The sequence below is a fragment of the Paenibacillus sp. F4 genome, assembly GCF_002894905.1.
Taxonomy (GTDB): domain Bacteria; phylum Bacillota; class Bacilli; order Paenibacillales; family Paenibacillaceae; genus Paenibacillus; species Paenibacillus polymyxa_B.
The window spans coordinates 122,738-149,593 of record NZ_POVS01000007.1; the positions used below are offsets into that span (position 1 = coordinate 122,738).

General features: G+C 40.7%; 23 protein-coding genes. 12 read left to right on the forward strand and 11 right to left on the reverse strand.

Annotation, left to right across the window (positions count from 1 at the left end):
• The first annotated feature begins 48 nt into the window (after positions 1-48).
• Complete coding sequence (locus tag C1T21_RS05645; protein WP_103047552.1) at positions 49-1,170, forward strand: alpha/beta hydrolase; 1,122 nt, start codon at positions 49-51, stop codon at positions 1,168-1,170.
• Positions 1,171-1,353: 183 nt separating this feature from the next.
• Here C1T21_RS05645 and C1T21_RS05650 read toward each other — a convergent pair whose 3' ends face one another.
• Positions 1,354-1,572, reverse strand: coding sequence for a helix-turn-helix domain-containing protein (locus C1T21_RS05650; RefSeq protein ID WP_025718959.1), 219 nt, complete (start codon positions 1,570-1,572; stop codon positions 1,354-1,356).
• A 114-nt stretch (positions 1,573-1,686) separates the two neighbouring features.
• On the opposite strand from C1T21_RS05650, the gene C1T21_RS05655 reads away from it, so the two are divergent.
• Complete coding sequence (locus C1T21_RS05655) at positions 1,687-1,965, forward strand: DUF6809 family protein (RefSeq protein WP_025718958.1); 279 nt, start codon at positions 1,687-1,689, stop codon at positions 1,963-1,965.
• A gap of 88 nt (positions 1,966-2,053) precedes the next feature.
• On the opposite strand, the gene C1T21_RS05660 is transcribed toward C1T21_RS05655, so the two are convergent.
• Complete coding sequence (locus tag C1T21_RS05660; protein WP_025718957.1) at positions 2,054-2,272, reverse strand: helix-turn-helix domain-containing protein; 219 nt, start codon at positions 2,270-2,272, stop codon at positions 2,054-2,056.
• 710 nt (positions 2,273-2,982) lie between these two features.
• Between C1T21_RS05660 and C1T21_RS05665 the strand changes: the two genes are divergently transcribed.
• A complete protein-coding gene (locus tag C1T21_RS05665; protein WP_103047553.1) occupies positions 2,983-6,150 on the forward strand; it encodes a tetratricopeptide repeat protein in 3,168 nt (1,055 codons plus the stop codon).
• Between the two features lie 488 nt (positions 6,151-6,638).
• Here C1T21_RS05665 and C1T21_RS05670 read toward each other — a convergent pair whose 3' ends face one another.
• Complete coding sequence (locus C1T21_RS05670) at positions 6,639-7,751, reverse strand: alpha/beta fold hydrolase (protein ID WP_103047554.1); 1,113 nt, start codon at positions 7,749-7,751, stop codon at positions 6,639-6,641.
• Between the two features lie 146 nt (positions 7,752-7,897).
• Between C1T21_RS05670 and C1T21_RS05675 the strand changes: the two genes are divergently transcribed.
• Positions 7,898-8,473 (forward strand): TetR/AcrR family transcriptional regulator, encoded by a 576-nt coding sequence (locus C1T21_RS05675; protein ID WP_103047555.1) that lies wholly within the window; start codon positions 7,898-7,900, stop codon positions 8,471-8,473.
• A 166-nt stretch (positions 8,474-8,639) separates the two neighbouring features.
• Here C1T21_RS05675 and C1T21_RS05680 read toward each other — a convergent pair whose 3' ends face one another.
• Genes C1T21_RS05680 through clpP form a run of 3 tightly spaced genes read right to left on the reverse strand, consistent with a single transcriptional unit; the run spans position 8,640 to position 10,204 of the window.
• Positions 8,640-9,305, reverse strand: coding sequence for an MBL fold metallo-hydrolase (locus C1T21_RS05680; protein ID WP_103047556.1), 666 nt, complete (start codon positions 9,303-9,305; stop codon positions 8,640-8,642).
• A 48-nt stretch (positions 9,306-9,353) separates the two neighbouring features.
• A complete protein-coding gene (locus C1T21_RS05685; protein ID WP_103047576.1) occupies positions 9,354-9,560 on the reverse strand; it encodes a hypothetical protein in 207 nt (68 codons plus the stop codon).
• Between the two features lie 59 nt (positions 9,561-9,619).
• Positions 9,620-10,204: an ATP-dependent Clp endopeptidase proteolytic subunit ClpP gene (clpP, locus tag C1T21_RS05690; protein WP_013310269.1), complete on the reverse strand. Its 585-nt coding sequence runs from the start codon at positions 10,202-10,204 to the stop codon at positions 9,620-9,622.
• Between the two features lie 200 nt (positions 10,205-10,404).
• Between clpP and C1T21_RS05695 the strand changes: the two genes are divergently transcribed.
• Positions 10,405-11,130, forward strand: coding sequence for an RNA polymerase sigma factor (locus C1T21_RS05695; protein ID WP_103047557.1), 726 nt, complete (start codon positions 10,405-10,407; stop codon positions 11,128-11,130).
• A gap of 251 nt (positions 11,131-11,381) precedes the next feature.
• Here the strand turns inward: C1T21_RS05695 and C1T21_RS05700 are convergent, their stop codons facing one another.
• Positions 11,382-11,912 carry a DUF4303 domain-containing protein gene (locus tag C1T21_RS05700; protein WP_103047558.1) on the reverse strand — a complete coding sequence of 177 codons (531 nt, stop codon included), beginning with the start codon at positions 11,910-11,912 and terminating at the stop codon, positions 11,382-11,384.
• 250 nt (positions 11,913-12,162) lie between these two features.
• On the opposite strand from C1T21_RS05700, the gene C1T21_RS05705 reads away from it, so the two are divergent.
• Positions 12,163-12,444: a hypothetical protein gene (locus C1T21_RS05705; protein WP_103047559.1), complete on the forward strand. Its 282-nt coding sequence runs from the start codon at positions 12,163-12,165 to the stop codon at positions 12,442-12,444.
• Between the two features lie 216 nt (positions 12,445-12,660).
• On the opposite strand, the gene map is transcribed toward C1T21_RS05705, so the two are convergent.
• Together map and C1T21_RS05715 are read right to left on the reverse strand one after the other, a co-directional pair.
• The gene (gene map / locus C1T21_RS05710) at positions 12,661-13,407 is read right to left on the reverse strand and encodes a type I methionyl aminopeptidase (RefSeq protein WP_023988527.1); all 747 of its coding nucleotides are present in this window, start codon (positions 13,405-13,407) and stop codon (positions 12,661-12,663) included.
• Positions 13,408-13,433: 26 nt separating this feature from the next.
• Positions 13,434-14,129 (reverse strand): TetR/AcrR family transcriptional regulator, encoded by a 696-nt coding sequence (locus C1T21_RS05715; protein ID WP_103047560.1) that lies wholly within the window; start codon positions 14,127-14,129, stop codon positions 13,434-13,436.
• 400 nt (positions 14,130-14,529) lie between these two features.
• Between C1T21_RS05715 and C1T21_RS05720 the strand changes: the two genes are divergently transcribed.
• The 5 genes from C1T21_RS05720 to C1T21_RS05740 all read left to right on the forward strand — a co-directional run bounded on the left by C1T21_RS05720 (position 14,530) and on the right by C1T21_RS05740 (position 23,625).
• Positions 14,530-14,802, forward strand: a complete 273-nt coding sequence (locus tag C1T21_RS05720; RefSeq protein ID WP_076161227.1) for a CD3324 family protein — start codon at positions 14,530-14,532, stop codon at positions 14,800-14,802.
• Between the two features lie 434 nt (positions 14,803-15,236).
• Complete coding sequence (locus C1T21_RS05725; protein WP_103047561.1) at positions 15,237-16,241, forward strand: alpha/beta hydrolase fold domain-containing protein; 1,005 nt, start codon at positions 15,237-15,239, stop codon at positions 16,239-16,241.
• A 210-nt stretch (positions 16,242-16,451) separates the two neighbouring features.
• Positions 16,452-18,518 carry a thioredoxin domain-containing protein gene (locus C1T21_RS05730; RefSeq protein WP_103047562.1) on the forward strand — a complete coding sequence of 689 codons (2,067 nt, stop codon included), beginning with the start codon at positions 16,452-16,454 and terminating at the stop codon, positions 18,516-18,518.
• A gap of 399 nt (positions 18,519-18,917) precedes the next feature.
• Positions 18,918-20,918 carry a methyl-accepting chemotaxis protein gene (locus tag C1T21_RS05735; RefSeq protein WP_103047563.1) on the forward strand — a complete coding sequence of 667 codons (2,001 nt, stop codon included), beginning with the start codon at positions 18,918-18,920 and terminating at the stop codon, positions 20,916-20,918.
• Between the two features lie 145 nt (positions 20,919-21,063).
• Complete coding sequence (locus C1T21_RS05740; protein WP_103047564.1) at positions 21,064-23,625, forward strand: response regulator; 2,562 nt, start codon at positions 21,064-21,066, stop codon at positions 23,623-23,625.
• A gap of 5 nt (positions 23,626-23,630) precedes the next feature.
• Here the strand turns inward: C1T21_RS05740 and C1T21_RS05745 are convergent, their stop codons facing one another.
• On the reverse strand, positions 23,631-24,317 hold the full coding sequence (locus tag C1T21_RS05745) for a response regulator transcription factor (RefSeq protein WP_103047565.1): 687 nt from the start codon (positions 24,315-24,317) through the stop codon (positions 23,631-23,633).
• A gap of 591 nt (positions 24,318-24,908) precedes the next feature.
• On the opposite strand from C1T21_RS05745, the gene ectB reads away from it, so the two are divergent.
• Positions 24,909-26,171 carry a diaminobutyrate--2-oxoglutarate transaminase gene (gene ectB / locus C1T21_RS05750; protein WP_103047566.1) on the forward strand — a complete coding sequence of 421 codons (1,263 nt, stop codon included), beginning with the start codon at positions 24,909-24,911 and terminating at the stop codon, positions 26,169-26,171.
• An 88-nt stretch (positions 26,172-26,259) separates the two neighbouring features.
• On the opposite strand, the gene C1T21_RS05755 is transcribed toward ectB, so the two are convergent.
• On the reverse strand, positions 26,260-26,778 hold the full coding sequence (locus C1T21_RS05755) for an NAD(P)H-dependent oxidoreductase (RefSeq protein ID WP_013310283.1): 519 nt from the start codon (positions 26,776-26,778) through the stop codon (positions 26,260-26,262).
• Between the last annotated feature and the right edge of the window lie 78 nt (positions 26,779-26,856).

A 26,856-nucleotide genomic window follows, 5' to 3' on the forward strand; every position in this document is an offset into this window, starting at 1 on the left:
TCAAATGATTCCAGACCAGTATCAATAATATATTCAAGGAGAGAGAGTATGAATAAAAAACTAAGAATTGTATCCTTCGCACTTTTAGCAACATTGGTTTTTGCCACACAAAAGGAAAGTTTCGCAGCAGCTGAAAGTCCTCCTACAGATGTTATTCGTATGGGTCCTAGCTATAAAGATGTGGTGTATGCAACCGTAACTAATGACGATGGAAAGAAAAAAGAGTTAAAAATGAACATCTTCAAGCCGGAGGGTGTAACCGAAGCAACTCCTGTCTTGGTGTATGTTCATGGAGGAGGATGGCTTATAGGGGACTATCAGGGCGATGATGCTCCTAAAGATGCAAAAAAGAAAACAGCCGCACCACCAAATCGACCATCACAAATGACAGGTAGAGCCACAGATCAAGTGGCTACAGATTCAGCATACCAAGTTTTTAAAAAAGTATTAGAGGATAAAATCACTTTCGTTTCCATAGATTATCGGCTAAGTGGCGAAGCTATTTTCCCGGCTCCAATGTATGATGTTAAGGGCAGTATCAGATATCTGCGTGCACATGCCAAGGAATACGGTATTGATCCAGAAAAAATTGCAGTTGCAGGAAATTCTGCAGGTGGACATCTGGCTACCGAACTCGCTGTTACCAGTGATATAAAAGAGCTTGAAGGTGATGTTGGGGGCAATCTTGAGTATTCAAGCAAAGTAATGGCTGCAGTTGATTTTTACGGTCCAACAGATATGTTTACCATGGGACCTGAGATGGACCCAACCCTGCAATCTCCTGAGGAGGCAGCCGAAACACATGACTCTCCACGAGCAGCTGAAGCCAAACTTCTTGGATTTGATAAAGAAGGACAAGGTGTGGCAGTCCTGAGAGATATTCGGGATAAAAAACAAACCAATTCTCCTTATTGGGAAAAAGTAAAGTTGGCAGAATTGGCAAGTCCTATAAATTATGTATCTTCAGATGATCCACCAATGTTTATTGCACATGGAGGACGTGACAGTTTAGTATCTATTCAACAAAGTTGGAGACTTAGAGATGCTCTTAACCATACTGGAGTAGAAAATATTTTTATGTCTAACTCTAAAGCACCTCACGGAGGCCAGGGTGAAGATGTCAATAATGCAGCTATAACTTGGGTAACAAAAAAATTGCTTAATAAATGAGCTATTCTAAATATTCATGTTATTTTATTAAAAAAAGGGAGCCCCATTTATGGCGGTTCCCTTACCCATTGGATATCAAGATGAAATTGTTGCTTGAACGGAAGATGCCGACCGAACAATAGGATCAGATAATTTTGTAGCGGAAAATGCTCATATGTGAGATGTCATGATGATTTTAGAACTCTATCCTGAGGGGTAGGGCTTTTTTTGGTTTGTTCTATTTAATAAATAGTCTGTGCTTGTTTGGTGGAAATTGGCCAGTCTAATTAAAATCTCCGTTGGAATGTCTATATCACCGCGTTCATAGTTGCTGTATATCCGCTGGCTACAATTCAGATACTCGGCCATTTGAGTTTGAGTTAAATCTTTATCTTCGCGCAAATCTCGAATCCGTTGATACATCTTGTTCACCTCTAAACAAGAATATCTTAGCGAAATAATCGCTATTGATTTTTAGCGAATATTTCGCTAAAATTAGTCAGAGGGTTAATAATACATATCAAGAAGGAGTAGATCATGAGTATCTTGGAGAACTTTTATTACGGAAAATGTAACCCAAGTGAACGAATTAAATCGAAAGACACTGAGTTCGAACTGGTCTCTCAGAGAATAGCCGATGCTGAGGAAGTCCTCAAAACAAAATTGCCAGAACAGGATTACAAATTAATTGAAGAACTTTCGGATTTACATGATGTTTTAATTTCCTTATTGTCCGCTTCAGCTTATATTGAGGGTTATAAAATGGGAGCATTAATGATGATCGAAGTATTTGACGGGAAAGAAGGTTTAATATAGGCGGTTCAGAAGAATGAGTAGTCGATTATAAAAAATTTTGAAAGGTAGCTCCTTCATGCGGAGTTACCTTTTTTATTTCTAAAAGGAGCTAACTTGCTGGGTAAGGCTTTTTTTGTTTCGTTCTGTTTAACAAGTAATCTGTGCTTGTGTTATGGAAATCAGCTAGTTTGATTAAAATCCTCGTAGGAATATCAACATCACCGCGTTCGTAATTGCTATATATTCGCTGACTACAATTCAAATATTCAGCTATTTGAGTTTGAGTCAAATCTCTATCTTCACGCAAATCTCGGATTCTTTGGTACATTTTCTCACCTCCAAACCAAGAATATCCCAGCGAAATAATCGTTATTTATTATTAGCGAATATTTCGCTATTTAGTCGAAGGATTTCATTTAGGTTTAGAGTATGAAAGACGTGAACGAGATGATTACGTGCTTCGTTTGGTGAGCAATTTATGAATGAAACTATGTGGTGATGGGGTAAAGCACTTTTAACGAGTATGATCTTGAAAATAATACGAAGTATATGCCAGAATATTATGAGTTTCGAATGTGCTGACATATATCAGTTCGGATATATGTTTGTGTTACTTAATTATTTGCATATTAAACATTTTGGGGAGTAATTCTTAGAAAAGTTCTAAAACTTGGAGGATTTTTATGTACTATAATTAAGATATTCAGAACGTTTTTTCAATTTTATAAACTCATACTATCTTTGTATATATTAAATAAATCTTAAAACGGAAAGTAGCATTGCCCCATTACAACGAAGAATGTGTTCAATAGAAAAGCCAAGAAAAACTCAGCGTGTTTGCTTCAACATGTACATAATCTAATGAACTACTCTACTAGGAGTGAGGAAGCGGTTAATACAGTAAGAAAAGAACAAGTCTATTCTCTAAACCATGGGGAATAGCCTAACATTAAAGGTTCACATCTAAGTGTTATTGTTGATGCAATAGGTAGTGTACAATATGAAGATAATTATATTGAATTTGAAGGTGGGTTAAAAATGAAAAGTAGTACGGATAAAATGATAATCAGAAAATTATTTCAAAATAAAGTTTACTTATCGGATGGACAAAGTTATGAAGATTTGTTTTCAAAAATTATGATTTATTCAAATAAAAATTTTAGACCTGTAAGACCGCAAGGTTCGAAAGGAGATAAAAAAAACGATGGTTATGATGACGTGAAGGGATTTTATTATCAAGTATATGCCCCTGAGAATCTTGAATCTAAAATAAAATTTAGTATAAAAAAACTCTACCAAGATTTCGAAGGACTATATAAAAATTGGGAAAATTTAAAAAGATTTTATTATGTATTGAATGATAAATATAAAGCAACATATCCAGATATTGAACTTGCGTTAAAAGATATTGAGGCTACATACCAAGTAGAATGCAAACCATTCCTTGCTAAGGACCTAGAGGAAATTTTTATTAATTTAGAAGAAGATCAAATTAAAATGATAATTGGGGACTATTCTAACGATTACTCGGTTGTATACGAATCTGAATTTAAATATATTAGGCTACATAAAAATAAAAACTTTATTGGTAGAGTTGATTATATAAATGCCATTAGTGATTTTTTATTAAATAAAAATGGAGTAAATACAATCGTAATTAAAGGTTTAGCTGGAAAAGGAAAGACACAAATTGCCTTAGAGTATACATTTCAATATCAACATAATTATTCTATTATTTTGTGGATTAATGCAGAAAGTAAGGAAACAATTGATGCCGATTTCTCAGAAATCTACTATAGGCTAGGATTCCCATCAGATGAGGTACAAATAGAAGATAAAGTCAATAAAATTAAACTTTTTTTAGAGAAAAGTAATTCATATAAATATAGATGGTTGCTAGTTTTTGATAATGCTACAGATGAGGATATTACTTGTGAATATATTCCGATAAATGGTAACGGAGATGTTATTATCACCTCTCAAAGTGATCATTGGTTCAATATCGACTTATCCATAGTATTAGATGAGTTATCTGAAGATGAATCATTCGATTTATTGAGATGTTATACCTTAGTTAATGATGAAGATGAGGCCCTACAAGAACTCTCTCATGAGCTAGGTCACTTACCACTTGCTTTAGTTCAAGCGGGTTCTTATATAAGAATGGCTAAGTCAACAGTTAAGAGATATTTGGAAAACTTTAAAATTGAAAAAAATAGAAAGTATCTACTATCTACTTCTAGCCCTATCGGAAAGAAAAGTATGTCAATAGACTATGATTTTGTAATATCTACGGTTTGGAAAAAGACTTTTAATACTATACAAGAATGTGCTCCACTTGCAGGAAAAGTTATACAATGGCTCGCTTTTATATCAACATCCATGTTTCCTATTGAACAACTAAGATTGTTAATTGACTTTATAGGAAAAGATTCACAATATGAGGATAGTGCAGATACAGTTATAGGTTGGCTAACAAATTTTTCATTAATAACTTTACATGGTGAGGGGATAACTATTCATACGCTTGTTCAGTTGGTAACTCGCGATGAATTGGAAATTAATGATAAACATTACATATTAGGAGAGCTTTCAAGGGGATTGCTTTTCTGCTGTCGATATACACACAATGATAATAAAAAATATCTAGAAGAAACTAATTTATTAATACCACATTATTATAAAGTTGCTGGTTTCCTAGAAAACGAGGAGGCTTTTATCAACACTTATATAGAATTATTATTTATATGCGGGAAATTCCTTTCTCGAGAGAATGTAATGTTTAAGGAAGCTATAGATACATTAAATAAATCAGTATATTTAATGGAGCAGATGATAAATGAAATGAAAGTTATTCAAAAGTATGATGTTAGATTTTCTATTTTTTTATCAATTATTTATAACGAGCTTGCTTATGCATATGAACAACAAGGTCATTTAAATAAGTCTATTGAGCTCTATCAAAAATCCTTATATTTAGGTCAAGATATTTATGGACATAACGCGCTTGACTTAGTAAACAGCTATAATAATTTAGCGGTTAACTATAACCATTTGGGAAAAAACTATGAGGCTTATAAATACTTTCGAAAATGCATAGAAATATATAATGCAAATAATGTTGATGAGAAAATTATATTAACTATATATAATAATATCGGATCTACTTTAACGGCATTAGGTAAATATGACGAAGCAAGTAAAGTAATTACTTGGACTATTGAAAGAACAAAGGAAATTTATGGAGATAATTATTATGGGCTTTCAAATTTGTATAATAATTATGCAGACATTTTACAGAAATTTGATCATTATGATAACGCCATTAAATATTACAAGGAATCTTTAAGAATTTCTGAACATAGATATTTAGATAGAAATCCTCACAAAGAAACTGTTCTGAATAACATAGGATTAATTTTAATTAAAATGTTTAAAATAGACGAAGCAATGACATTTTTTAATGAAGCTTTAGAAACTATACTTAGTATCTATGGCGAAAACCATCTTAGTATCGCTAAGACATACAGTAATATTGGATTAGCCTACATGGAGATTAATGATTTTGAGATTGCAAAAGATTTCTTTATAAAATCCGTCATTATTGGAGAAATAGTTTATCTGGAACCTCACCCAGAAATGGCAAAATTTCTAAATAATTTAGGATGGGCCCATTTAGAGCTAAATGAGTTAGAAGAAGCAGAGGATTCGCTACGAAAATCAATCGAAATCAAACTTCATATATATGATTCTGAAGAGTATCCGGACTTTGCTACTACCTATATTAACTTGGGTAAAGTGTTTTTTGAAAAAGGTTTGGTAAATCCAATTTATTATAAAGAAGCTAGGTTGTATTATGAGAAAGGGCTTAGGATAGATACAATAATATACGGAGAGTTGAGTGTAGAAGTAGCAATTGATTGTATTAACTATGCTGGATTACTAACGCGTGTTAATGAAAAGAATACAGCAATAAAATATTATTCGAAAGCATTGAGAATATGTCAGAAAAAGTTCGGTGAAACTCATCCCCGTGTTGGTGAAATATTTTTTTATATAGGCAGTACTTATTTTACTCTTAAAGAATATAAACAAACAAAAGTAAATCTCGAAAGTGCAGTTGTTGTTTTGGAGAATTATTTAGACAATGAAAATTTATTTAAAATTCACCAAAATGCAGTATTGATTTTGAATAAATTGATGTAAGATTATAAAAACGTGATTTAATTTATATAAATATTTATTTTTCAATGCATTAAATAATAAATATTTCCATCAGTTGAATACAAAAAATAAAAGTTGTCATATCTCAAAATGAAAGAGGTGAGCTCATGACAACGAATCAATTAGTTAAGGGAAAGTGATCACACCAGCTCTAACTCGCGTAGACCGACTCCATTATCGGATGAAGTTTTTTGAGATCGACAAGCGCGATAAAGTAAAATGTCCATAAAAGTACTAAATTATCTAAAGCAATGCGGGCCACATGATTTTAGAGACTTTTCAAAAGAAATATGGATCAACTGTTTTAACAAAATTATGGACCTTTTCCTTGAGTAACGGGAAAAATTAATTGAACTTAACCGACCCCATAATTGGAGTCGGTTTTTACTTGCTTGGAAAAATAACGCTTAAACTATGAAACTACTACTATTGATGAACATGTTGCGGATGAACACTATATTTTGTAGCTGTTATAGGAATTTCTTCATTTCATTAAAGGCTAATTCCCTGTGACCTGCTTGGCAGTGTTGTTCACCACCTGTTTCTTTAGTAAATACTTTGGTTGTAATGGACGCAGTATTGATTAATTCTTGTTGGATTTGTGCGAGTCGGCTAATAGGTACGTATTGATCATCTTCTCCAGCTAATAAAAGAACATCTTGATTAATGAATGCCCCTATGCCTTGCATCGTGTGCTTTTCGAAATTTTTAATGAGATCAAAAGGCGTTGCTTCACCGGTGTTTTCCATCCCTTTGGTAATCTTCCAATGCAAATCAATATTGTGAGTCATCATCTGTTCGAATAATGAATTCACTTGATCTACTTCATTACGATCGACTAGCTGCATTATGCTCTGGTAAGTTTCTTCTGGCATTCCCATTTTTAAGGCATCTAAGCCACAATAGAAAATGTTAAAAGCAACTACTTTATCGATTCTCTTTTCGAAGGCTGCCGCACGCATAGCTAAATACCCTCCCCAAGAAGCACCTACGAGACTTACACGATCTAATTTGAAATAATCAATCACCGTTGATATGGGCTTTTCCCAGTTATGAATGAATTTTAGACCGTTTTTTAATGCAGTTCCTTGGCCTGGACCATCAAATACAATAATATTGTAATGAATTCCCTTCATGAATTTCATCATTTTAAGCATCTCTTCCATGTAAGAATCATAGCCACCAAAGACAAGTAATGTTTTCGTAGCTCCAGGCGCCAACAATTTTACAGCAGGAAGATAGGAATCTTCATAGGGAATCTTGTAGGATTCATAATCAAAATCATGAAAGCCTTTATAGAATGTTTCTCTATATTTTTGATACATTTTTTCTTTATTGGGGTCTGTAGTTGCAAGATAAAATTCTGCAGCTTGATAGTAGACTGAGGCTAAGTCAAAGTCCTTGCTGTCTTCGCGTTTCTTTGCAAAATTGAGCCAAGCTTCATACCAGCTATGGGTGTCTTTTAATTTCGGAATCATTTTTTCCAAGTCAGCTTGTGCTCGATCATCTTCTTGATAATAATCATTGATAAAACGATTAATTTGAAGATTGAATTGTTCATTATTGACATATGATTTAAACATATATTTTCCTCCTTCAATTTGGGTATGTGCTTACTATAGAGTATAGTTACTACATAAAAAATAATTAGTATCGCATAATCTGTAAGATATCTTATATGTTATATATGAAGTGTTCGAAAACTTACACATAAGGAGCAAGTGGTTAAATGAATGAAGATATCAGAATTTATAAAACAAAAATAGCTATTGAGCGAGCTTTAATAGAATTACTCCAACAACATGATTTTAAAGATATTACGATCAAAAAAATTTGTGATCAATCTCTTATCGGACGTTCTACTTTTTATAGTCATTATTTGGATAAGTACGACTTGCTAGAAAAAATAGTTAAACAGTATGCTTCTGATTTTAAAGTTGAAATTGAGCAGCGTTTTGATCCCATCGAAGATGGCAAGGTGGCAAATGCCATAGAACTTGTAACCGATAATATGATTAAAAATAAGCTCGAGATTTCAACATTGTTAACCGTTCATGAAGTATCCGCAGATTTACGTAAAGAATTTGAACAAATTTTGTTTAGGATTTGCTTAGATTATTTAAAGCAACAGAATTCTTCAACTTCGATCGCATTGGAGTATTTAGCAGAACTATATGCTGCTAACTCAATGATGTCTATTCAGTGGGTTTTGAAAAATGGCAAAGATGCTAATATCATTCTTCTTTTAGATCAAATGCAAGAATATATTTTTAATCAGTTAAAGTCTGATCCATATACAAGTTAGCACGCGTGGATTATGGGTTGCAGGAATAAACAATGAAGATCTATTTTGTGAAATGCAAAATAACACTTTGTTAATTTGTGATTGAACTTTAACAAAGTGTTATTTAAAATAATCTTCTCGTTCACAACATCGTTTCACCAAAAGGTAGCTTGCTGGAACTTTAACTTTATAATCCTTGGGTAAGTTCTAATATCTGATCATTAACATGTACATTACTTAATCCCCCGTGATAACAAACTACGGATGCAATGTCGAGATCCAAATACTTTTTCATTGAGAGATGAGCTGCTTTTATATCGGGTGTGGTTGGGACATGAATTCCCGCGAGAATCCCATTTACACTGTACATCGAATCCCCGGCAATAAGAGTCTTACTTTGCCTTAAATAAAGGCTGATATGACCAGGGGTATGCCCAGGCGTGTGGATGACGCGAATTCTGCCGCAAAACGCCAGTTCCTGACCATCTATTAAGGTAGCGTCCACTTTGCCCTTCGGGGGGTTCTCAAGGTGACCATCTTTTAAAAGAGGGATCTCCCCCTGAATATACGGCTTATCCAGTTCGTGTGCATAGACTTTAATATGACTGCCACACTCCTGCAAAATCTCAGGAAGACTTCCTATATGATCCACATCCTGATGCGTCAAAATCACAACTTTTAGTTTGTCGAACGACACGCCTACCTTTTCCATAGCCACGCGTAAATCTTCAATTTGCCCGGGAAATCCTGTATCTATTAATACAGCCATTTCTCGATCCCACAAAAGAATGGGGTGAATCCTATTCCCATGAAAATCTAGCTGAAGCATTTCTACTCCCTGTGAAATTTCCATAATATCGGGCCTCCGTACAATGTAATTGCCACCCATGCTAAAATAGGTTCATGGGGCGAATCCAACTCTGTGGCGTTGCCGTTCCTTAATGTCAATGGATACGGTGCGAATGGATGTAATAGGAATAACAAGCGTCTGATATTGCGTAACGTATTTAACGAACTTGTCGTCAATCTGATCCAATATCCCGTCGCATACATTTGTCCCATCTATAAAATGAATAGTTACTTCCTTACCTTGTAAGCTTGCTAACATGATATCACCTCGTATTATTTCTTGAAGTTTCTTGCAGATCATTAGGTTTTGAGCATACTCTACAAAGAAGTTATCACTTGATCAATAACACCATATTCCAGTGCCTCCTGAGCGGACATGTAAAAATCCCGGTCCATATCTTTTTCGACTTTTTCAAAAGATTGCCCGGTCCGTTCAGCTGTGATACGGGTTGCCTTTTCACGAGTCCATAAAATTCGTTTTGCGCTGATCGCAATATCGCTGGCCTGACCTTGTGCTCCGCCGTGCGGCTGATGGATCATGATTTCACTGTTCGGCAACGCCGAACGTTTCCCTTTGGCGCCCGCTAGCAACAGGATCGCGCCAAACGAAGCAGCGAATCCCGTACATATCGTGTGTACATCGGGTTTGATGTACTGCATCGTATCATAAATGGCAAATCCTGCGGAAGTAGAGCCACCCGGGCTGTTGATATACATGTAAATTTCTTTTTCCGGATCTTCTGCCGCCAAGAACAATAATTGAGCAATAATACTGTTAGCCAAATGATCATCGATGGCTGCCCCGACAAACACAATACGATCCTTTAATAGTCTGGAATAGATATCGTACGATCTTTCACCTTGAGCAGTTTGCTCGACAACATAAGGCACATAAACACTCATTTTTGATACCCCCAATTTCCTGTTTCCAGTTGATTTCTCCTTGTAAACGAACCGAGGCCGTAAAAAGATACGGAGGTTTCAATGGAAAAACGATTTGCGTAAATGGTGTAACTTTTACAACCACTTGTTCGTTTACATTGGAGGCAGCAAATGGCTTTGCTCTAGGAAAGGGCAGAATAAAACCGTGGAGGAGAGGACCTATGCGCATAGATGATTCTATACAAATGACAGATAATATAATAAACATCGAGAACTTGGAGGAATTACAGGCGGTCCTGAAACGTTACTGTCTGTCGCTTACGAAATCAAATTGGGATGCGGAAGAACTGGCTCAGGACACATGGATAAAAGCATTAGGTAAGTTAAATAGCTTCGAGCATACAAATCCCGAAGCGCTTTTGCTACGGATTGCTAAGAACACCTGGATTGATGATATACGGAGAAAAGCAGTCTACACTCGGATATTGAATAGGGAACAAGCGAAAGTAACTGTACCCGATCATGAATCTTTTGAAATCGAGATAGCGTTGCAATCCTTAATGAATCATTTATCTCCGCTTCAGAGAACTGTTTTTTTGCTGCGAGATGTGTTTGGATATTCGATTCGTGAGACATCCGACATGCTTGAAACAACGGAGGGAGCGATAAAAGTTGCACTCCACCGGGCACGAAAATCGCTTGGAGCCGTCAGGGAGGATCTCCTCAAAGGAGAGTTATCCTTACCGGAAAGTGAAAACTCGAAGACCTTTCTAAGAGCGTTGACGGCAGCATATCAGATGGGAGATATTGCAGCAATGGTTATGCTCTCCCATCAGGATGAAATGGAGCCGGACGTGGTGATCGGAATCGTCAATCATAAGCTGCACCGGAGTCTCGCTTCAGTAAAACAAACGGATTCCCATATCATGAGGATGATGGCGGCGTAGTTTGCGAAGAGAATTGCGGGGCTGATCATAGTAGTTGTTTCTGATGAAACAAGATAGCGGAAGAGGAATGTTCAAGTAGGTGAATTAGAAAATTTGCTAGAAGTTAGGAACCCGGGGGTAGTGTCAGCTTCGCTGGTACTCCCCCGTGTAGATCAAGAGGATACTATCGGTGCATTGGACAAGCACACTGCGAATTTGTCTGGTAAAGCAATCTACCTGAACGAAATGAGTGTAATATTCCAAATGCACTTCTATTGATAACGATGCAAGAAGTCATCAACTAATTTGGCGTTTGTCATCTGAATTACGGACTGATTTTCCAGTTCCTCGGCCATATCATTATCCGTCATGGACACGAAAAAAATAATATCTTCTTTGGATTGACCGAATTGATTAAAAAGTACATCGTCTGTTTCCTTAACTACCTTGGCCATAATTTTTATCATTTCATCTTTATAGTCAAACACATTGTCGGTTGCATACAGAAATTTGCTAATATGATTGAGATGTGTTGTATCGCCATATTGATATTCGCTTAATCCCCATCTATAATAATTTTCATCTTCCTTGCTGTTGCACAGGCCTTGGGCTTTCATGTTTATGATATGTTTAGCAAGTGATTCCTCCGTATTAACAGCAAGAAACAAGGTGATAAAATCGCTGTCTGTCCCAAAAGCACAACTGTAAACCTTCTCATTCTTCACTTCTTCCAGTATGCTTTTAAGATCATCCAAAAATCCTGTCTTAAATCTTTCCTCAAATTCATTCAGAAAATTGCTCATCTGATTCATGTACTCCTTAATGTCTCTTTTGATAAACTTAGATTATCAGATTTCTCTAATTAAAGTTAGCTGGAGTCTGTTCAACTAACTGGCAAAAAAATGTCTTAGAAACCCTTTTATTTGTTTAAAAAAAGTTGTTATAATTGTTAGATCAGTGTGTAGAGATATTGGTACTAGTTTTAATGACCAAAAATATATGTCGCATGATACGTCTACCATCTGAAATATTTTTATTTCGGAGGGAAAGAATATGTATAAGGAAGAAAGACTGCCTCAAAACGCAAAAGAAGGTATATTATTTTTATTGATTATTTCAATTATTTCAGTAAACACGATCGCCCCAATTATTATGGGATTGGAACGCGGCTTTAGTAAAGAAAATTATTTAGAAACGCTAAAGATTATTCCGTTTATGTGGATTATCGTTGTTTTGTTAGTAAGATTTTGGATTGAGCTATTGGTCGCTCAGCCAATAGCAAGATTTGCAATGAAAAAAATACACGCAAGACAGGCTAGCCAAGAGAGTGTGTAAATCCGTAACACGATACCAAAGTCATAATAAAAAAACGCATAACAACGTGGTTTTTCGTAAATCGGTAAAGTTACAAATCATGTAAAAAAAGCGCTGGTCCCAGGCTGGAACCAGTGCTTTTTCGCGTTTCGGATTACGAACTTTCGTCAGGCCAAGCAGGCCGGGGTGGCGACTTATTTCCTAAAATGGCGCATTGCCGTCCGTTCGCCTCTATGCTTACTGGGCCGTTAAAATCAGTGGTCCGTCCGACGTAACTGCGATCGTATGCTCATATTGCGCCGACAACTTGCCGTCGGCCGTTCTCGCCGTCCACTGATCGTCGTCGATCGTGATACGGAACGTACCTTGGTTGATCATCGGTTCAATCGTAAACACCATGCCTTCCTTTAACCGAATGCCTTTGCCGGCTACGCCGATATGCTCGTAGCTCGGCTCCTCGTGCAGGCTCCGCCCGATCCCGTGCGCCAGCAGATCGCGTACGACCGAAAACCCGTTTGATTCCGCATGCTGTTGAATCGCCGACGTTATGTCGCCGAGCCGGCCCCCCGGGAGTGCCCGGGCGATCCCCAGATCCAAGCATTCCTTTGTCACCTTCATTAATTTTTGCGCTTCCGGCCGGATATTGCCCACCGCATAGCACCAGCACGAATCGCCGAACCATCCGCCGTATTCCACGACGATGTCGAGCTTCAGCAAGTCGCCGTCCATAAGCGCCTGGTTCGAAGGAATGCCGTGGGCCACCACATCGTTGACCGAAATGCAGGTTTCGGCGGGGAAACCGTTGTACCCTTTCGTAAACTGCTTGCCGCCCAGCTTGGTGATGTGTCTGGCAACAAAGTCATTGATTTCCCGGGTGGTGATCCCAGGCTCGATCAGTTTGGCCACCTCGCGGTAGCAGTCCGCAACGATTTGGCTCGCCGGCTTCATCTCTTCGATTTCCCTAGGTGATTTTAGAATGATCATCTTTGTGTATTCGCTCCTTATCAATTCTATAATTTTAAAAACCGGACGATATCCATGGCCTCCTCGTGCAGCTTTCCGCGGCGAAGCGAAAGCGAGGCGCAGCCGACCAAGGCGGCCAGCAGCATTTCCGCGCGCTGTAGCCGATACGGTGGCTCTGCCGCGTTTCCGCCGGAAGCGGCAGCCCCGTCTGCCGCACGACCGGTTTCCAGCAGCGCGGCAAGCGGCGCGAGCACCTCCCGGCGAAAGGCGGCCGAGAGCGGGGCCGAGCGTGCTTCAGGCAGCGAGGCAAAGGCCTCACCGGCCAGCTTATGCAGAAGGTACAAGGCGTGGTCCTCCGCCCAAAGCTGCAGCAGCCGAATGCCGGCGGCGACGACGGGGCCAAGCTCTGCGGCGGCGGCCGTTTCGCGGCTTCCGCTTTGGGAATCCGCGGCAGCCGAGTTCCCGGTGTCCGCAGCAGCAGCCAAGCCGAAATGCCCGCCCGCCGGCGCCTCCAGCCATCCCCCGGCCCGTTCCAACGCGTCCCATAGCAGATCGTGGAGCAAATTGCCCTTATTGCTGTAATAGTGGTATACCGTGCCATAGCCGAGTCCCGCCTGCACGGCCACATCGCGGATTTCCAGTAAAGGCCCTTTATTCAAAAACACATCGGCAGCGGCTTTCCGGATTTGCGCCAGACGCCGCAGCCGGATCTCTTCGTTTTGTTCTTTCGTACGTGGAGACATCTCGTCCGTTCACCTCTTTTATTTTTGACCTACTCTTATGTCAATATAAAACATTGGCTTGCGAATAACAAGAGTCGGGCAAACAAAAGTTCCGGCAACACCTCATAAACGAATGAAGATCAGTTATATATCAGCTCAATTTTAATGGTTTGATTGTACTGATATCATTTAGCTGGTCCCAGGTGAGCAGAAGTTATGCTATACTTGCGAAGTAAAAGGGGGTGCCTACTGATGGAGAATCTATTGGGATTGTCTGTGACTTCTTACACTCATACAAAGCCAATTATTAGGAAAGCGTTACTTTGTATGGGGCGAAACAATTTTTAACGCTGAACAAGCTTTTTTAATATTTTTGGCTTTGCACCTTATTTTAAAGAATCAAAATAAGGGGCGAGCAAAATTGAGATATACGAATGCTACAAAAGTTTTACCTCAAAAACTAATTATGGAAATCCAAAAATATGTTCAAGGAGAGACTCTGTATATTCCTAAGCCAAAAACGGAATATATGGATTGGGGAAGTTTGAGTGGCGGGAGAAGGTTGCTTGAACAGCGAAATGCTGCAATCAGAAATGCTTTTCAAAATAGCAGCAGTATCGAGCAATTAGCTAAGGAGTTTTTCCTCTCTACCGAAACCATTAAGAAAATTGTGTATTCACATAAAAATACCTAGTTTGCAAAGTGGCGTGGTGCTATACTCGCGTCAATAAATTTAATTTTGGCCTCATGACATGATGAGCTTAGGGCGTGACCGGATGATCGTGGTGAAAAATCAATCCGGTCACGTCTTTTTGTTTGGCAAAAGATTTGATTCCACCGCTGATAGGTACAGCCATCGTTCACTCTATCGGTGGTTATCGTTTCAAGTCTCGTATTACCTCCCACATCCGAATTCCCAAATACTTTTTTGGCATTTCATTTTCTATTTCAAAGGCTGTACTTCATTTTTTCATTATTGTTTTTATGCCAAAAATGATTCTAAATCGTTGTTTTCATTTATTAAGCTTATTTTAATCTTTAAAATATGAATATAAACAACAGCAACAATTAAAGGGAAAAATGTATTGATTCATTGTCTTAAAACAAGAAAGTGAGGAAACGATTGCTATGGGAGAGCAAAAAAGTAAAAGTAGACATCTGATTGATCCGGAAATTATCAGTGCAGTTGATTTAATACCAACAACCGATCTTACTGAATCTACACTAATGGAAGCACGTAAAAATCAATCTCAAATGATGCAACAAATAGATGTAACGCAGATGTTCCCTATTACATTAGAAAAAAAGGTTGTGCCAAGTTATTTTAGTGGTCCAGATATTCAAATAGAACTCATTAAGCCCTCACAATCAAAGCATCTTAAGATGCCTCTATATTATTCGATACACGGAGGCGGGATGGTCTTAGGAAGTCCAGTCGTGGATCGTCCTGCTAATGCATCTCTTGCTGCACAACATGGTTTCTGTTGTGTATCTGTGTACTATCGCCTAGCACCAGAGCATGTGCAGCCAAGTCAGTTACAGGATTGTTATTCGGGCCTAAAATGGTGTATTGAACATGCGGAAGAGTTAGGGATAGATACTCAGAAAGTTGCCGTAGGGGGCAGCAGCGCTGGCGGCGGTTTGGCGGCTGGCCTAGCCTTGTACATTCGTGATCAGAAGGAATTCGAAATCCATCATCTAAGATTGATGAGGCCAATGCTAGATGATCGCACAAGTACCGCACCAGAGCATCCATACGCAGGAGAGTTTATTTGGACAAAACAAAGTAATTATTTTGGCTGGAAATCTGTATTGGGGGAAGAACAGGTTCAAGAGGAGGTAAATGAGTATTATGCGCCGGCCCGTGCTAAGTCATTGGCCGGGTTACCACCGACTTATATAAATATAGGCACCATTGATTTATTCATTGATGAAGCCTTGGTTTTTGCAAAACAACTGGCTTTTGATGGAGTCTTAGTGGAATTACATGCCTATCCCGGGTACCATCATATGTCTCCTGCGTTTCCGGATGCACATTTTTCAAAAGAAGGGGCCAGAACAAGTGAATACGCCTTACTGAAAGCTCTGGAGATCTTTGATATAAATTCTAATGAGTATAATGCTAAACGCTAATAAGGTCCGGCTGCAATAAATAAAGCACTGATAGAGAACATCCATCAGTGGTTCAGTGCTTTTTCATACCTACTTATGATCTGAATAAACAATTTATTGATAGATACGGTTGAGAGTCATTATCTTTTTTTATCCCTTCCGACTTTTACCATTCATTTAGGGTAAAATAGTACCAAGCATAAAATCCAACTACGGAAGTGGTGATGTCCCATGACAACGAGCAGCAAACCGAATAGACTAGCCAAGGAAAAATCACCTTATTTGCTACAGCATGCTCACAATCCAGTAAATTGGTTCCCTTGGTCAGATGAGGCTTTTGAAACTGCTAAGCGTAATAACAAGCCTATTTTCCTATCTGTCGGCTATTCCACTTGCCATTGGTGCCATGTAATGGGGAGAGAATCTTTCGAGGATGAAGAAGTGGCTGAGGTATTAAACCGGGATTACGTATCCATTAAGGTGGATCGTGAAGAACGTCCGGATGTGGATCATATCTATATGTCCATCTGTCAGACGATGACGGGGCATGGAGGCTGGCCACTGACGATATTGATGACGCCGGATCAGAAGCCTTTTTTTGCGGGGACGTATTTGCCCAAGGAGCAGAAGTTTGGCCGTGTCGGACTGTTGGAGCTGTTGGACAAGGTGGGTACCCGGTGGAAAGAACAGCCTGAAGAGCTGGTGGAGCTGAGTGAGCAGGTGCTTACCGAGCATGAGCGGCAGGACTTGCTTGCAGGTTATCGCGGTGAGCTGGATGAACAGAGCTTGAATAAAGCTTTCCATGAATACAGCCACACCTTCGATAAGGAATATGGCGGCTTCGGGGAAGCTCCTAAGTTTCCGTCTCCGCATAACCTGTCTTTTTTGCTGCGATATGCACAGCATACGGGGAATCAACAGGCACTGGAAATGGCAGAGAAGACGCTGGATGCGATGTCCCGGGGCGGAATCTACGACCATATAGGCATGGGGTTCTCACGATACTCCGTGGACGAGAAATGGTTGGTGCCGCATTTTGAAAAAATGCTGTATGACAATGCTCTGTTGGCCATCGCGTATACAGAGGCTTGGCAGGTGACAGGCAAGGAACTGTACCGACGAATTACAGAACAAATCTTTACATATATCGCTAGAGACATGACGGATGCAGGTGGTGCCTTTTATTCGGCGGAGGATGCGGATTCCGAAGGAGAAGAGGGGAGATTTTACGTCTGGGACGACTCTGAGGTAAGGGCTGTACTAGGCGATGAGAGTGCCGCCTTTTTCAACGATTTGTATGGGATTACACCTTATGGCAATTTTGAAGGCCACAACATTCCAAACCTGATTGATATCAATCTGGAAGCCTATGGGATCAAACATGACTTGACTGAGCAGGAACTGGAACAGCGGGTTAGTGAGCTACGCGCCAAGCTGTTTGCTGCCAGAGAGCAGCGGGTTCATCCTCATAAGGATGACAAGATTTTGACCTCGTGGAACGGGTTGATGATTGCTGCACTGGCGAAGGCGGGACAAGCTTTTGGAGACACGAGATATACAGAGCAAGCTCAGAAAGCTGAGACGTTTTTGTGGAACCATTTGAGACAGGAGAACGGACGGCTGTTGGCACGTTATCGGGACGGAGAAGCAGCTTATCCCGGTTATGTAGATGATTATGCTTTTTATGTGTGGGGCTTGATCGAGTTATACCAGGCGACCTTCGACATAGAGTATCTGCAACGGGCGTTGACGCTCAATCAAAATATGATCGACTTGTTCTGGGATGAGGAACGGGACGGATTATTCTTTTATGGGTCAGATAGTGAGCAGCTAATTGCCAAGCCTAAAGAAATCTATGACGGTGCGATTCCGTCGGGTAACAGCATCGCGGCCTATAATTTTGTGAGGCTTGCGCGGCTAACGGGTGAATCTCGATTAGAGAACTATGCAGCCAAGCAGTTTAAGGCTTTTGGCGGTATAGTTGCTCATTACCCGTCAGGCCACTCCGCGTTGCTCAGCGCGTTGTTGTATGCGACAGGAACGACGAAGGAGATTGTGATTGTAGGTCATAGGGACGATCCGCAGACCGTACAGTTCATTCAGGCGGTTCGAGCTGGGTTCAGGCCGAATACGGTCGTTATTTTGAAGGATGAAGGACAGTCGGAGATTGCAGAGACGGTTTCTTATATCCGTGATTACGATCTTGTGGAAGGCAAACCAGCCGTATATGTGTGTGAGCATTTTACCTGTCAGGCACCTGTTACCAGGCTTGAAGATCTGAAGGTGTTATTGGATTGAACTGAATAAAGCGATCAACCTAATCCCCTTGGGGGTAGTAAGCATATGGTGATTTTCGAAAATGACCCTATGTTTGCTACCTTCAAGGGGATTATTTTCATGTTAAGAGGTAGGTATAGTGAGATGAAACTAATATTTTCTTAACATGTGCTACGCATTTTTTTTAATATTTTTTAGGTATATTATATCAAAGAACCGGTTCCGATCAGCCTTGCTGTTTTCGAAAATAAGTACATATACCTATTTAACTAGCGTGTTTATATCTTTTATGTCTAAGCGTTTTAGCAGCAGATGTGAAAAATGTGAAAGAGAGTCTGTCGGGTAATTGTCATCATCGGCAAGACGAAGAGGTTCAACATAGGGTAGGAAATCCAGATTAGGAAATGGAGATGTTCATTAATGAAGAAGTTTTCGGAAAAAAAGTGGCTAGTCGCAAGGATGCTCAGCAAGAATTTTAAAACGAAGCTAATGGTCGCCTTTATTGCATTTCTGATTATACCGTCCATGATCGTGGGGGCTTTGTCGTTTGTGAGCGCCAGTCAGCAGATTCGAAACCAGATTGAAGAAAGTGCCGAGCAGGCCATCATCCGTACTAATTTTATTATTGATAGTACCATTGAACCCAAAGTGCATGACGCAGAATATTTTGCGGAAAGACTAAAAGGCAATCGGGTAGAGACGGAGGAACAAGCGGCAAAACTGGAAGAGTTTTTTAAGCAATATGCTGCACTCCATCCTGAAGCAGAATCCATCTCTTATGGTACGAAGGACGGTAAATTTACAACCTATCCACAGAAGCAACTACCGGATAATTATGATCCACGAGTCAGACCTTGGTACGATAAAGCGATAAAGGAGCAAACAAAGACAGCGATTAGTTCTCCCTATCTTTCGGCAAGCTCGAAGCAAATGACGGTTACGGTGTCTAGGGCAACGTCAGATGGATCGGGTGTTATTGGCATTGACCTGAAAATTAGTGGTATTAAAGAGACGCTGAACAATATTAAAGTAGGTCATGAGGGTTATGCCATATTGCTGGACAGCAACCATACTTACATTGTTCATCCGACGAAGGAAGCAGGCACCAAAATTACAGATATTGAATCACGCATGTTTCAGAGCGATACTGGTGAATACGAGTATGAGTATGAAGGCCAGCCCAAATATATGAACTATGCGACTAACAAGCTGACTGGCTGGAAGATAGGCGGAACGCTGTATTTGTCTGAAGTCGATGAAGCAGCAGGACCGATTTTGATCAGCACTTTACTAACCATCGTCGGTTGTCTTGTGATTGGTATTATCATCGTTTATTTCCTGATCCGTTCCATCATCAAACCGATTTTAAAGTTAAAAGAACAAGCGGTAAATGTGAGCGCCGGAGATCTGACACAGGACATTCAAGTAAAGAGCGAGGACGAGATCGGAGAATTAGGAGTGGCTTTTCAAAATATGCAGAATAACTTGCGATCTGTCATTCAGAACGTAGGGAACAGTGCAGATCATGTCGCCCTTTCTTCGAATGAACTGACGATAAGTGCGGAACAAACCAGTGCTGCAAGTGAGCAGGTGTCCCAGGCTGTGCAAGAAATAGCCAGTGGTGCAGAGAAGCAGACTACAGGGCTGGAAAATAATTCGGTGGCCCTCGATGAAATTGCACAGGGGATTACCCAAATCGCTGAACGCTCGATTTCGGTAGCCGATTTGGCCAAACGATCTGCCTTGCAAGCCGAGGAAGGACGAAAGTCTGTTGAGCAGACAGGTGAGCAAATGAATTCCATTCATCAATCAGTAGAGCGTTCCAACCAGATGATTCAAACCTTGCAAGCCCGCTCTCATGAAATCGGTGAAATTACGAAGGTTATCGGCGATATCTCCAATCAGACAAACCTGCTGGCCTTGAATGCAGCTATTGAGGCAGCTAGAGCGGGTGATCATGGAAAAGGCTTTGCCGTCGTTGCTGATGAGGTGCGCAAGCTAGCAGAGCAGTCTCAGACATCCGCCACACAGATTGCCACCTTGATTGCCGAAATTCAGCATGAAACCGAAACAACAGTGAAGACGATGGACAGGGTTACGACTGAGGTGCAGGATGGACTGCAGATTTCCAAAGCAACCATTGTCAAGCTGGGTCATGCGATGGAAGGCATTCGAGAGACAACACCTCAGGTAGAGGAGGTCGCTGCGATTGCACAGCAAATATCAGCCAGTGTACAAGAGATTGCAGCGACAGCCAACGAGCTGGCGACGATTGCAACCGGTAATGCCGCCACATCTGAGGAAGTTGCCGCCTCCTCACAAGAGCAGCTGGCTTCCATGGAGGAAATATCAGCTTCTGCACAGTTGCTTTCAACCATGGCTACTGATTTGAAGGTGATGATCAGTCGTTTCAAATATTAAAACGAGCTTGAACCCTATGGAATCTATAGTACAATGAATGCTCGGGACAGTTCTTTAAGCCTTATGGCATAAGGAATCTGTCCTGAGTTTTTTTATATTTTCGATACATCATACAAAAAATGGGAAATTATAAGGGGGCGAACACTTGGTTCGAGATTTAATGCTATGTGCTATCGTGATATTATTGTTTGTTTTGGTTTTTCAGCGTCAACTTGTTCGTCAGACGATCACAGGTGTATTTTATGGAGTGGCGGGAATGTTGTTCTTATGTTTTGGCATAAGCGATAAAACACTGCTGACCTGCGTGCTGGAGATTGGGATTGGTCTATTGTTCATGATTCTGCTTGTGCACACTTTAACCACCGCTAAGTATACATATGGACAACGTTTGTTAAACAAAGACCGTGATCTGCTGAATTTACTACGGGTTCAACCTGGCTTTACCTTCAGACTGGAGAAAAGCGGTAATGAATTTTATTATAGGCTGCTTGAAGGTGAATTGCTGGAGCGTATGGGTCTGAATCTGCAAGTCAACTACAATAAAAGGGAGCATGTGAAGCGCCTCGGGGACATTTTGGAGCTTTCCTCTGAAACGATGGAGCAGCTTAACCAATACTACAAACAGGCCTGGTTCGGTGATCGGACCGTATTTGAATTGGAGTTTTGGGAATACTCGGCTCTCATTACCTTACATCCGGTTATGGAGGACGGGATTACTAGGCATGTTATCGGTCACGTGTTGGACATTACGGAGTATAAAGCCTCAGAGCAGAAAAGAAAGGAGATGGACGAGGCTAACCGTGCGAAAAGCATTTTTTTGGCTCATATGAGTCACGAAATCCGCACCCCGCTGAATGGAATCATCGGTCTGTCAAAGCTGTTAAATAAGACTGAACTGACTGCCGTTCAAAGAGATTACCTCCACAAGCTTCTCGCTTCCTCTCGTACCCTTTCATCTATGCTCAGTAACGTATTGGACTTTTCCAAAATGGAAGCCGGCAGTCTGGAACTGGAAAAGGTAGAATTTGAGCCGGAAAAAATGCTTCGGCATCTCGCAGATACCGTTGGAACTTTACTTGAAGGTAAGGAAATAGAGGTTGTATTTATAACGGACCCGGCGTTACCGAAAAGCTTTAAGGGAGATCCGCTACGAATGGAGCAGGTGCTTTCAAATCTTCTGACCAACGCCATCAAGTTTACGGATCAGGGACATGTATTGTTACAGGTAAAAATGCTAAGTCAGCAGGAAGGGCGAGTAGGCGTTTCTTTTATGGTAGAAGATACGGGCATAGGAATTTCCGAGACGTGTATGGACAAGCTATTCGTCCCTTTTATCCAGGCGAGTACATCAACCAGCCGCAGATATGGGGGCTCTGGGCTGGGTTTGGCCATTAGCAAGCATTTGGCTGAAGCTATGGGCGGGAAAGTAGAGGTGAAAAGCCGATTAGGAGAGTACAGTCAATTTTACTTTAATGTCGAGTTGGAAACTGGGGAATTGAATGAAGGAAGCACACGAATAGAAAAACAAATCAAAGGCAAAGCCTTAATTGTTGCGCAGCATGAACTGGTGAGATACAGCTTGAACGAACTACTGCAAGACTTGGGATTAAAAACATTCACTATTTCATCCTTCCAAGAAAGTGTGGACGCTTTTCAAAAGGGTGAGCATTTTGACTATGTTATCATTGATATGGGGATGGAAGGTTTGAGAGAACTGGACTCCCGAAGGCAGTGGCTTCAAATGCTGGATAGGCAGATAACTCAGATCATTGGACTTACAACCGTGTTTCAGATGGAAACCATAGCTGCTGGGGACATGGATCATAGTGTGGATGCCTTTTTGTCCAAGCCCGTTACCCGGAACGCTCTGCTGGAGGTTCTCTGCTGGAAGAAGGAACAGTCAGTGCCTGCAGATGGTAATACTCTGGAGACTCATGCGACAATGAGTTCCCGCAATGAGATAGGGGATACAACACAGAAGTATCAAATTCTCATAGCAGAGGATAACGAAATTAACCAGGTGGTGATTACCGAGTTTTTAGCAGAGCGTAACTTTGAGGTAACGATGGTCACGAACGGAAGAGAACTAATAGCGTTACTGGAACTGCGTTACTGGGATATGGTGCTGCTTGATTTGCATATGCCAGAGATGGATGGTTTTGAGACGGCGAGACATATTCGGAGAAACAAAGCTTTTAACAGGCTTCCCATTATCGCTTTTACCGCTGATGCTGTGCAGCATGAACAGGAAGTTTGTCTTCGTGCCGGTATTAATGCCGTGTTGCTCAAGCCTGTCCATGAACTGACCGCTGCTAGAGTGTTAACTAGCTGGATTAATTTAGCGTGGCTGCAAGATTTACATGGTATTCACGCTGAGCAGTCGATAGCAGGTATGGATGGCAAGGTGTATATTTTTCAATTTGCCCTTTACAAATGGATACAGGAATACCAGTATCTCGATAAAAGAGTTGTGAGAAAAATGGACAATGGGCAGTTATCTTCTGCTCTTCGTTTAATCCACTCGCTTAAGGGAGGAACGGGGAACCTGTGCGCGCCTGAGTTGCTGGCAAAGGTAATAGAGCTGGAAAAGGCATTGAAGCGCAGCAATGAAACCTCAACAGGAGAACTATATCCAGACTGGAAAGAGCATCTGAGCACGGTTCAGAAGGATATTAACCAAATCAAGTCATCACTTCCCTGGAGCTGACCGTGTTATTGCATAAATTTGTAGCCGATTCCCCAGATGGTCTTGATCAATTGCGGTTTCTTAGGGTCTTTTTCGATTTTTCTGCGTAAATGGTTAATATGTACGTCCACGGCCCTCTCATTAATAAAGGAGTCTGTGCCACGGAGAGCCTGAATCAAAGCATACCTGCTGAATACAATTCCCCGGTTCAAATAAAAAAGCTTCATGAGCTCAAATTCTGAATATGTTGTCTCCACATTCTGTCCGTTAACGGTAATCATTCTTCTCGCTAGATCCAAAGTAATGCCCGTTTCAGGTTCAGGTGCTCTGCCTCTTCCTTGCAAGCGCGTGATTTCAATACGACGGAAAAGAGCCTCCATACGTGCTTTTAGCTCTTGCATACTAAAAGGCTTGCAAATATAATCATCTGCTCCCAACGTAAGTGTACGAATGCGCTCTGATATGTTGTTTTCTGTAGAAATTACGATGATGGGCACATCCGTATGCTTGCGTATCAGTGGGCAGGGATTCATTCCATCCAAATCTGGAAGCAACAGATCCAGCAAAATAATATCGGGCTGTACGATCTCAAGCCTAGCAATACCCTCAGACGCTTGTTCCACTCGAGTAACGTTGTAGTCTTCTCCTGTTAAATACAAGGAAAGGGTATCTCCCAGCATATTGTCATCTTCAATAATTAAAACATTAGACATGATCATATTTCCTTATCTTTCTATCAAATTCGAGCCAAATAGTTAGGATAGCTGCAATGTTTACAACAAGTTTTTGGCAGGTCCTGTTGATAGAGTAAACTCCTTTGGACAGTCTGTCAAAAGATCAGGTTTGTTGTGGCAATCCTGTGGACAAATAGTCCAGATGTATATCTATTTGATATGGAAATGTACTATTTTTGAGATTTATTTCTATAATACGACATTTTTCGTTTTCTTTTAACAATATACTACAAGCCGTTGATGATAAATTACAAAAATTTAACAAAACACCTCAGAAACATGCATTGACTTAAATGAAAATTATGGTATTTTATTACATAGGAGTTGACATCCTCTGATAGGCCTCTTAGAAAAACCCACTATTTAATCTTCTACTAACCTACTCTCAATTTGCTATCTCTGTATTTAATTTTCGTACTTTAATTGTTCTTGCGATCATACTTATGATTCTTTGGTGTGGATATCCCATTGTGAATTCAGACTGTCTACTCTTTTAGATTACATATTTACATTTTTTTGCTTTCCATGCTTGTATTTTTTAAAATCAGGTCAGCGGGAGGACGAGAGATCATGAACACATTCGAAGTGCTGGAGTCCAATGTAAGATCCTATTGCAGAAGTTTTCCAGTTGTTTTCAACAAAGCTAAAAACGATGTACTGTACACGGAGGAAGGCAAGGGTTACATTGACTTTTTTGCCGGGGCAGGGGCTTTGAACTATGGGCACAATAATGATTTTATGAAAAACCGGATATTGGACTACTTAACTTCCGATCGGATTATGCATGGTCTGGATATGTACACGACGGCCAAGCAAGAGTTTATGGAGTCTTTTTCAGAGCGTATTCTCCAGCCCAAGGGCTTGAATTATAAGCTGCAATTTTGCGGACCGACCGGAACCAATGCAGTGGAAGCAGCACTGAAACTTGCACGCAAGGTGAAAAACAGAAATGGTATTTTCGCTTTTATGGGCGCGTTCCACGGGATGTCGCTGGGTAGTTTATCTATTACCAGCAACAACTCCATGCGAGAGAGCGCAGGGGTTCCCCTGAACAATGTTACCTTCATACCTTATAACAGCACATTTAACGGAATGGATACCATTTTGTATATGGAGCAGCTTTTAACAGACACCCATTCTGGTGTGGAAAAGCCTGCAGCGATCATTTTGGAAACGGTACAGGCTGAAGGTGGTATTCATATTGCAGATACAGAATGGCTGCGTGATTTGCGACAGCTGTGCGATGATCATGATATTTTGCTCATTGTTGACGATATTCAAGTCGGTTGCGGCCGGGTTGGTTCATTCTTCTCATTCGAGCGGGCGGGAATCGTTCCTGATATGGTTGTTTTGTCCAAATCGATCAGTGGATACGGATTGCCAATGTCTCTGTTGCTACTCAAGCCAGAATTGGATATATGGAGTCCGGGTGAGCATAACGGCACCTTCCGTGGAAATCAGCTTGCTTTCGTCGGGGCAAAGGCTGCGCTGGAGTTCAGAGATACGGTAGAGCTGGAAGCACAAGTGAAGGAAAAAGAGGCTTTTGTTCAGCAGTTCTTGCGTGAACATATCCAATCGATAGATCCTCTTATTGAAATTCGTGGCATGGGACTGATCTGGGGAATTGATGTGTCTCATCTGGGAGAAGCGTTCGCCAAGGAGGTAGCGTCTCTCTGCTTTAGTAGGGGACTCATTATTGAACGTGCTGGGCGTAACGATACGGTAATTAAAATTATGCCAGCGTTAACGATAAGCTTGGAAAACTTGCGTAAGGGCTGCGAAATTATTAAAGAAAGTATGGCACAGGTAACCAGTGCCTTGGTTACGATGTAAATCGATCAGTAAAGCCCCTTGGCTGGAGCTGCCGTCTGCTGTAAAGCAGGTATGGCGGGCGCCGTCCAAGGGGCTTTCTAGTAAAAAATTAAGAAATAACCGTTTGCGCGTATTTTTGTGCGGATTGCTCTAGTTGCTCATCGGTCAATACTGCAGCACCATATTGTACGAAATAAGGGAGCAATTTGACACCAATCATATGGCCTGTAGCTTCCAGAGGTCTCAACAGCTCTTCGATCGTATACCTGTTCCGTCCGTCATGTTGATAATTTTCCTCAACGCTGGCAGCAGACAAGGCGATCAACAACTCTTTGCCCTGTAGCTTGCCACCTTCGCTTCCATAAGCCCAGCCGTAGGTTAGAACCTTATCCAGCCATTTTTTCAGCAGGGAAGGAGTGCTGTACCAGTAAAAAGGGAATTGCAGAACGATACGGTCATGCTGCTCTAGCAGTTCCTGCTCCTGGGCGACATTGATTTGCTCATCTGGATATACTTCATACAGGTTGTGAACGGTCACGTCGGATTGTTTCTTGAGTTCTTGCACCCATCTTTTGTTAATGCGAGATTCCGCAAGATCAGGGTGAACGACAATAACGAGGGTTGACATTTAAAAATCATCTCCTTCGAACTTATTTATTGTAAGTAAATAACCAATACATATGTAACGATTTTAGTTTCAACTTAT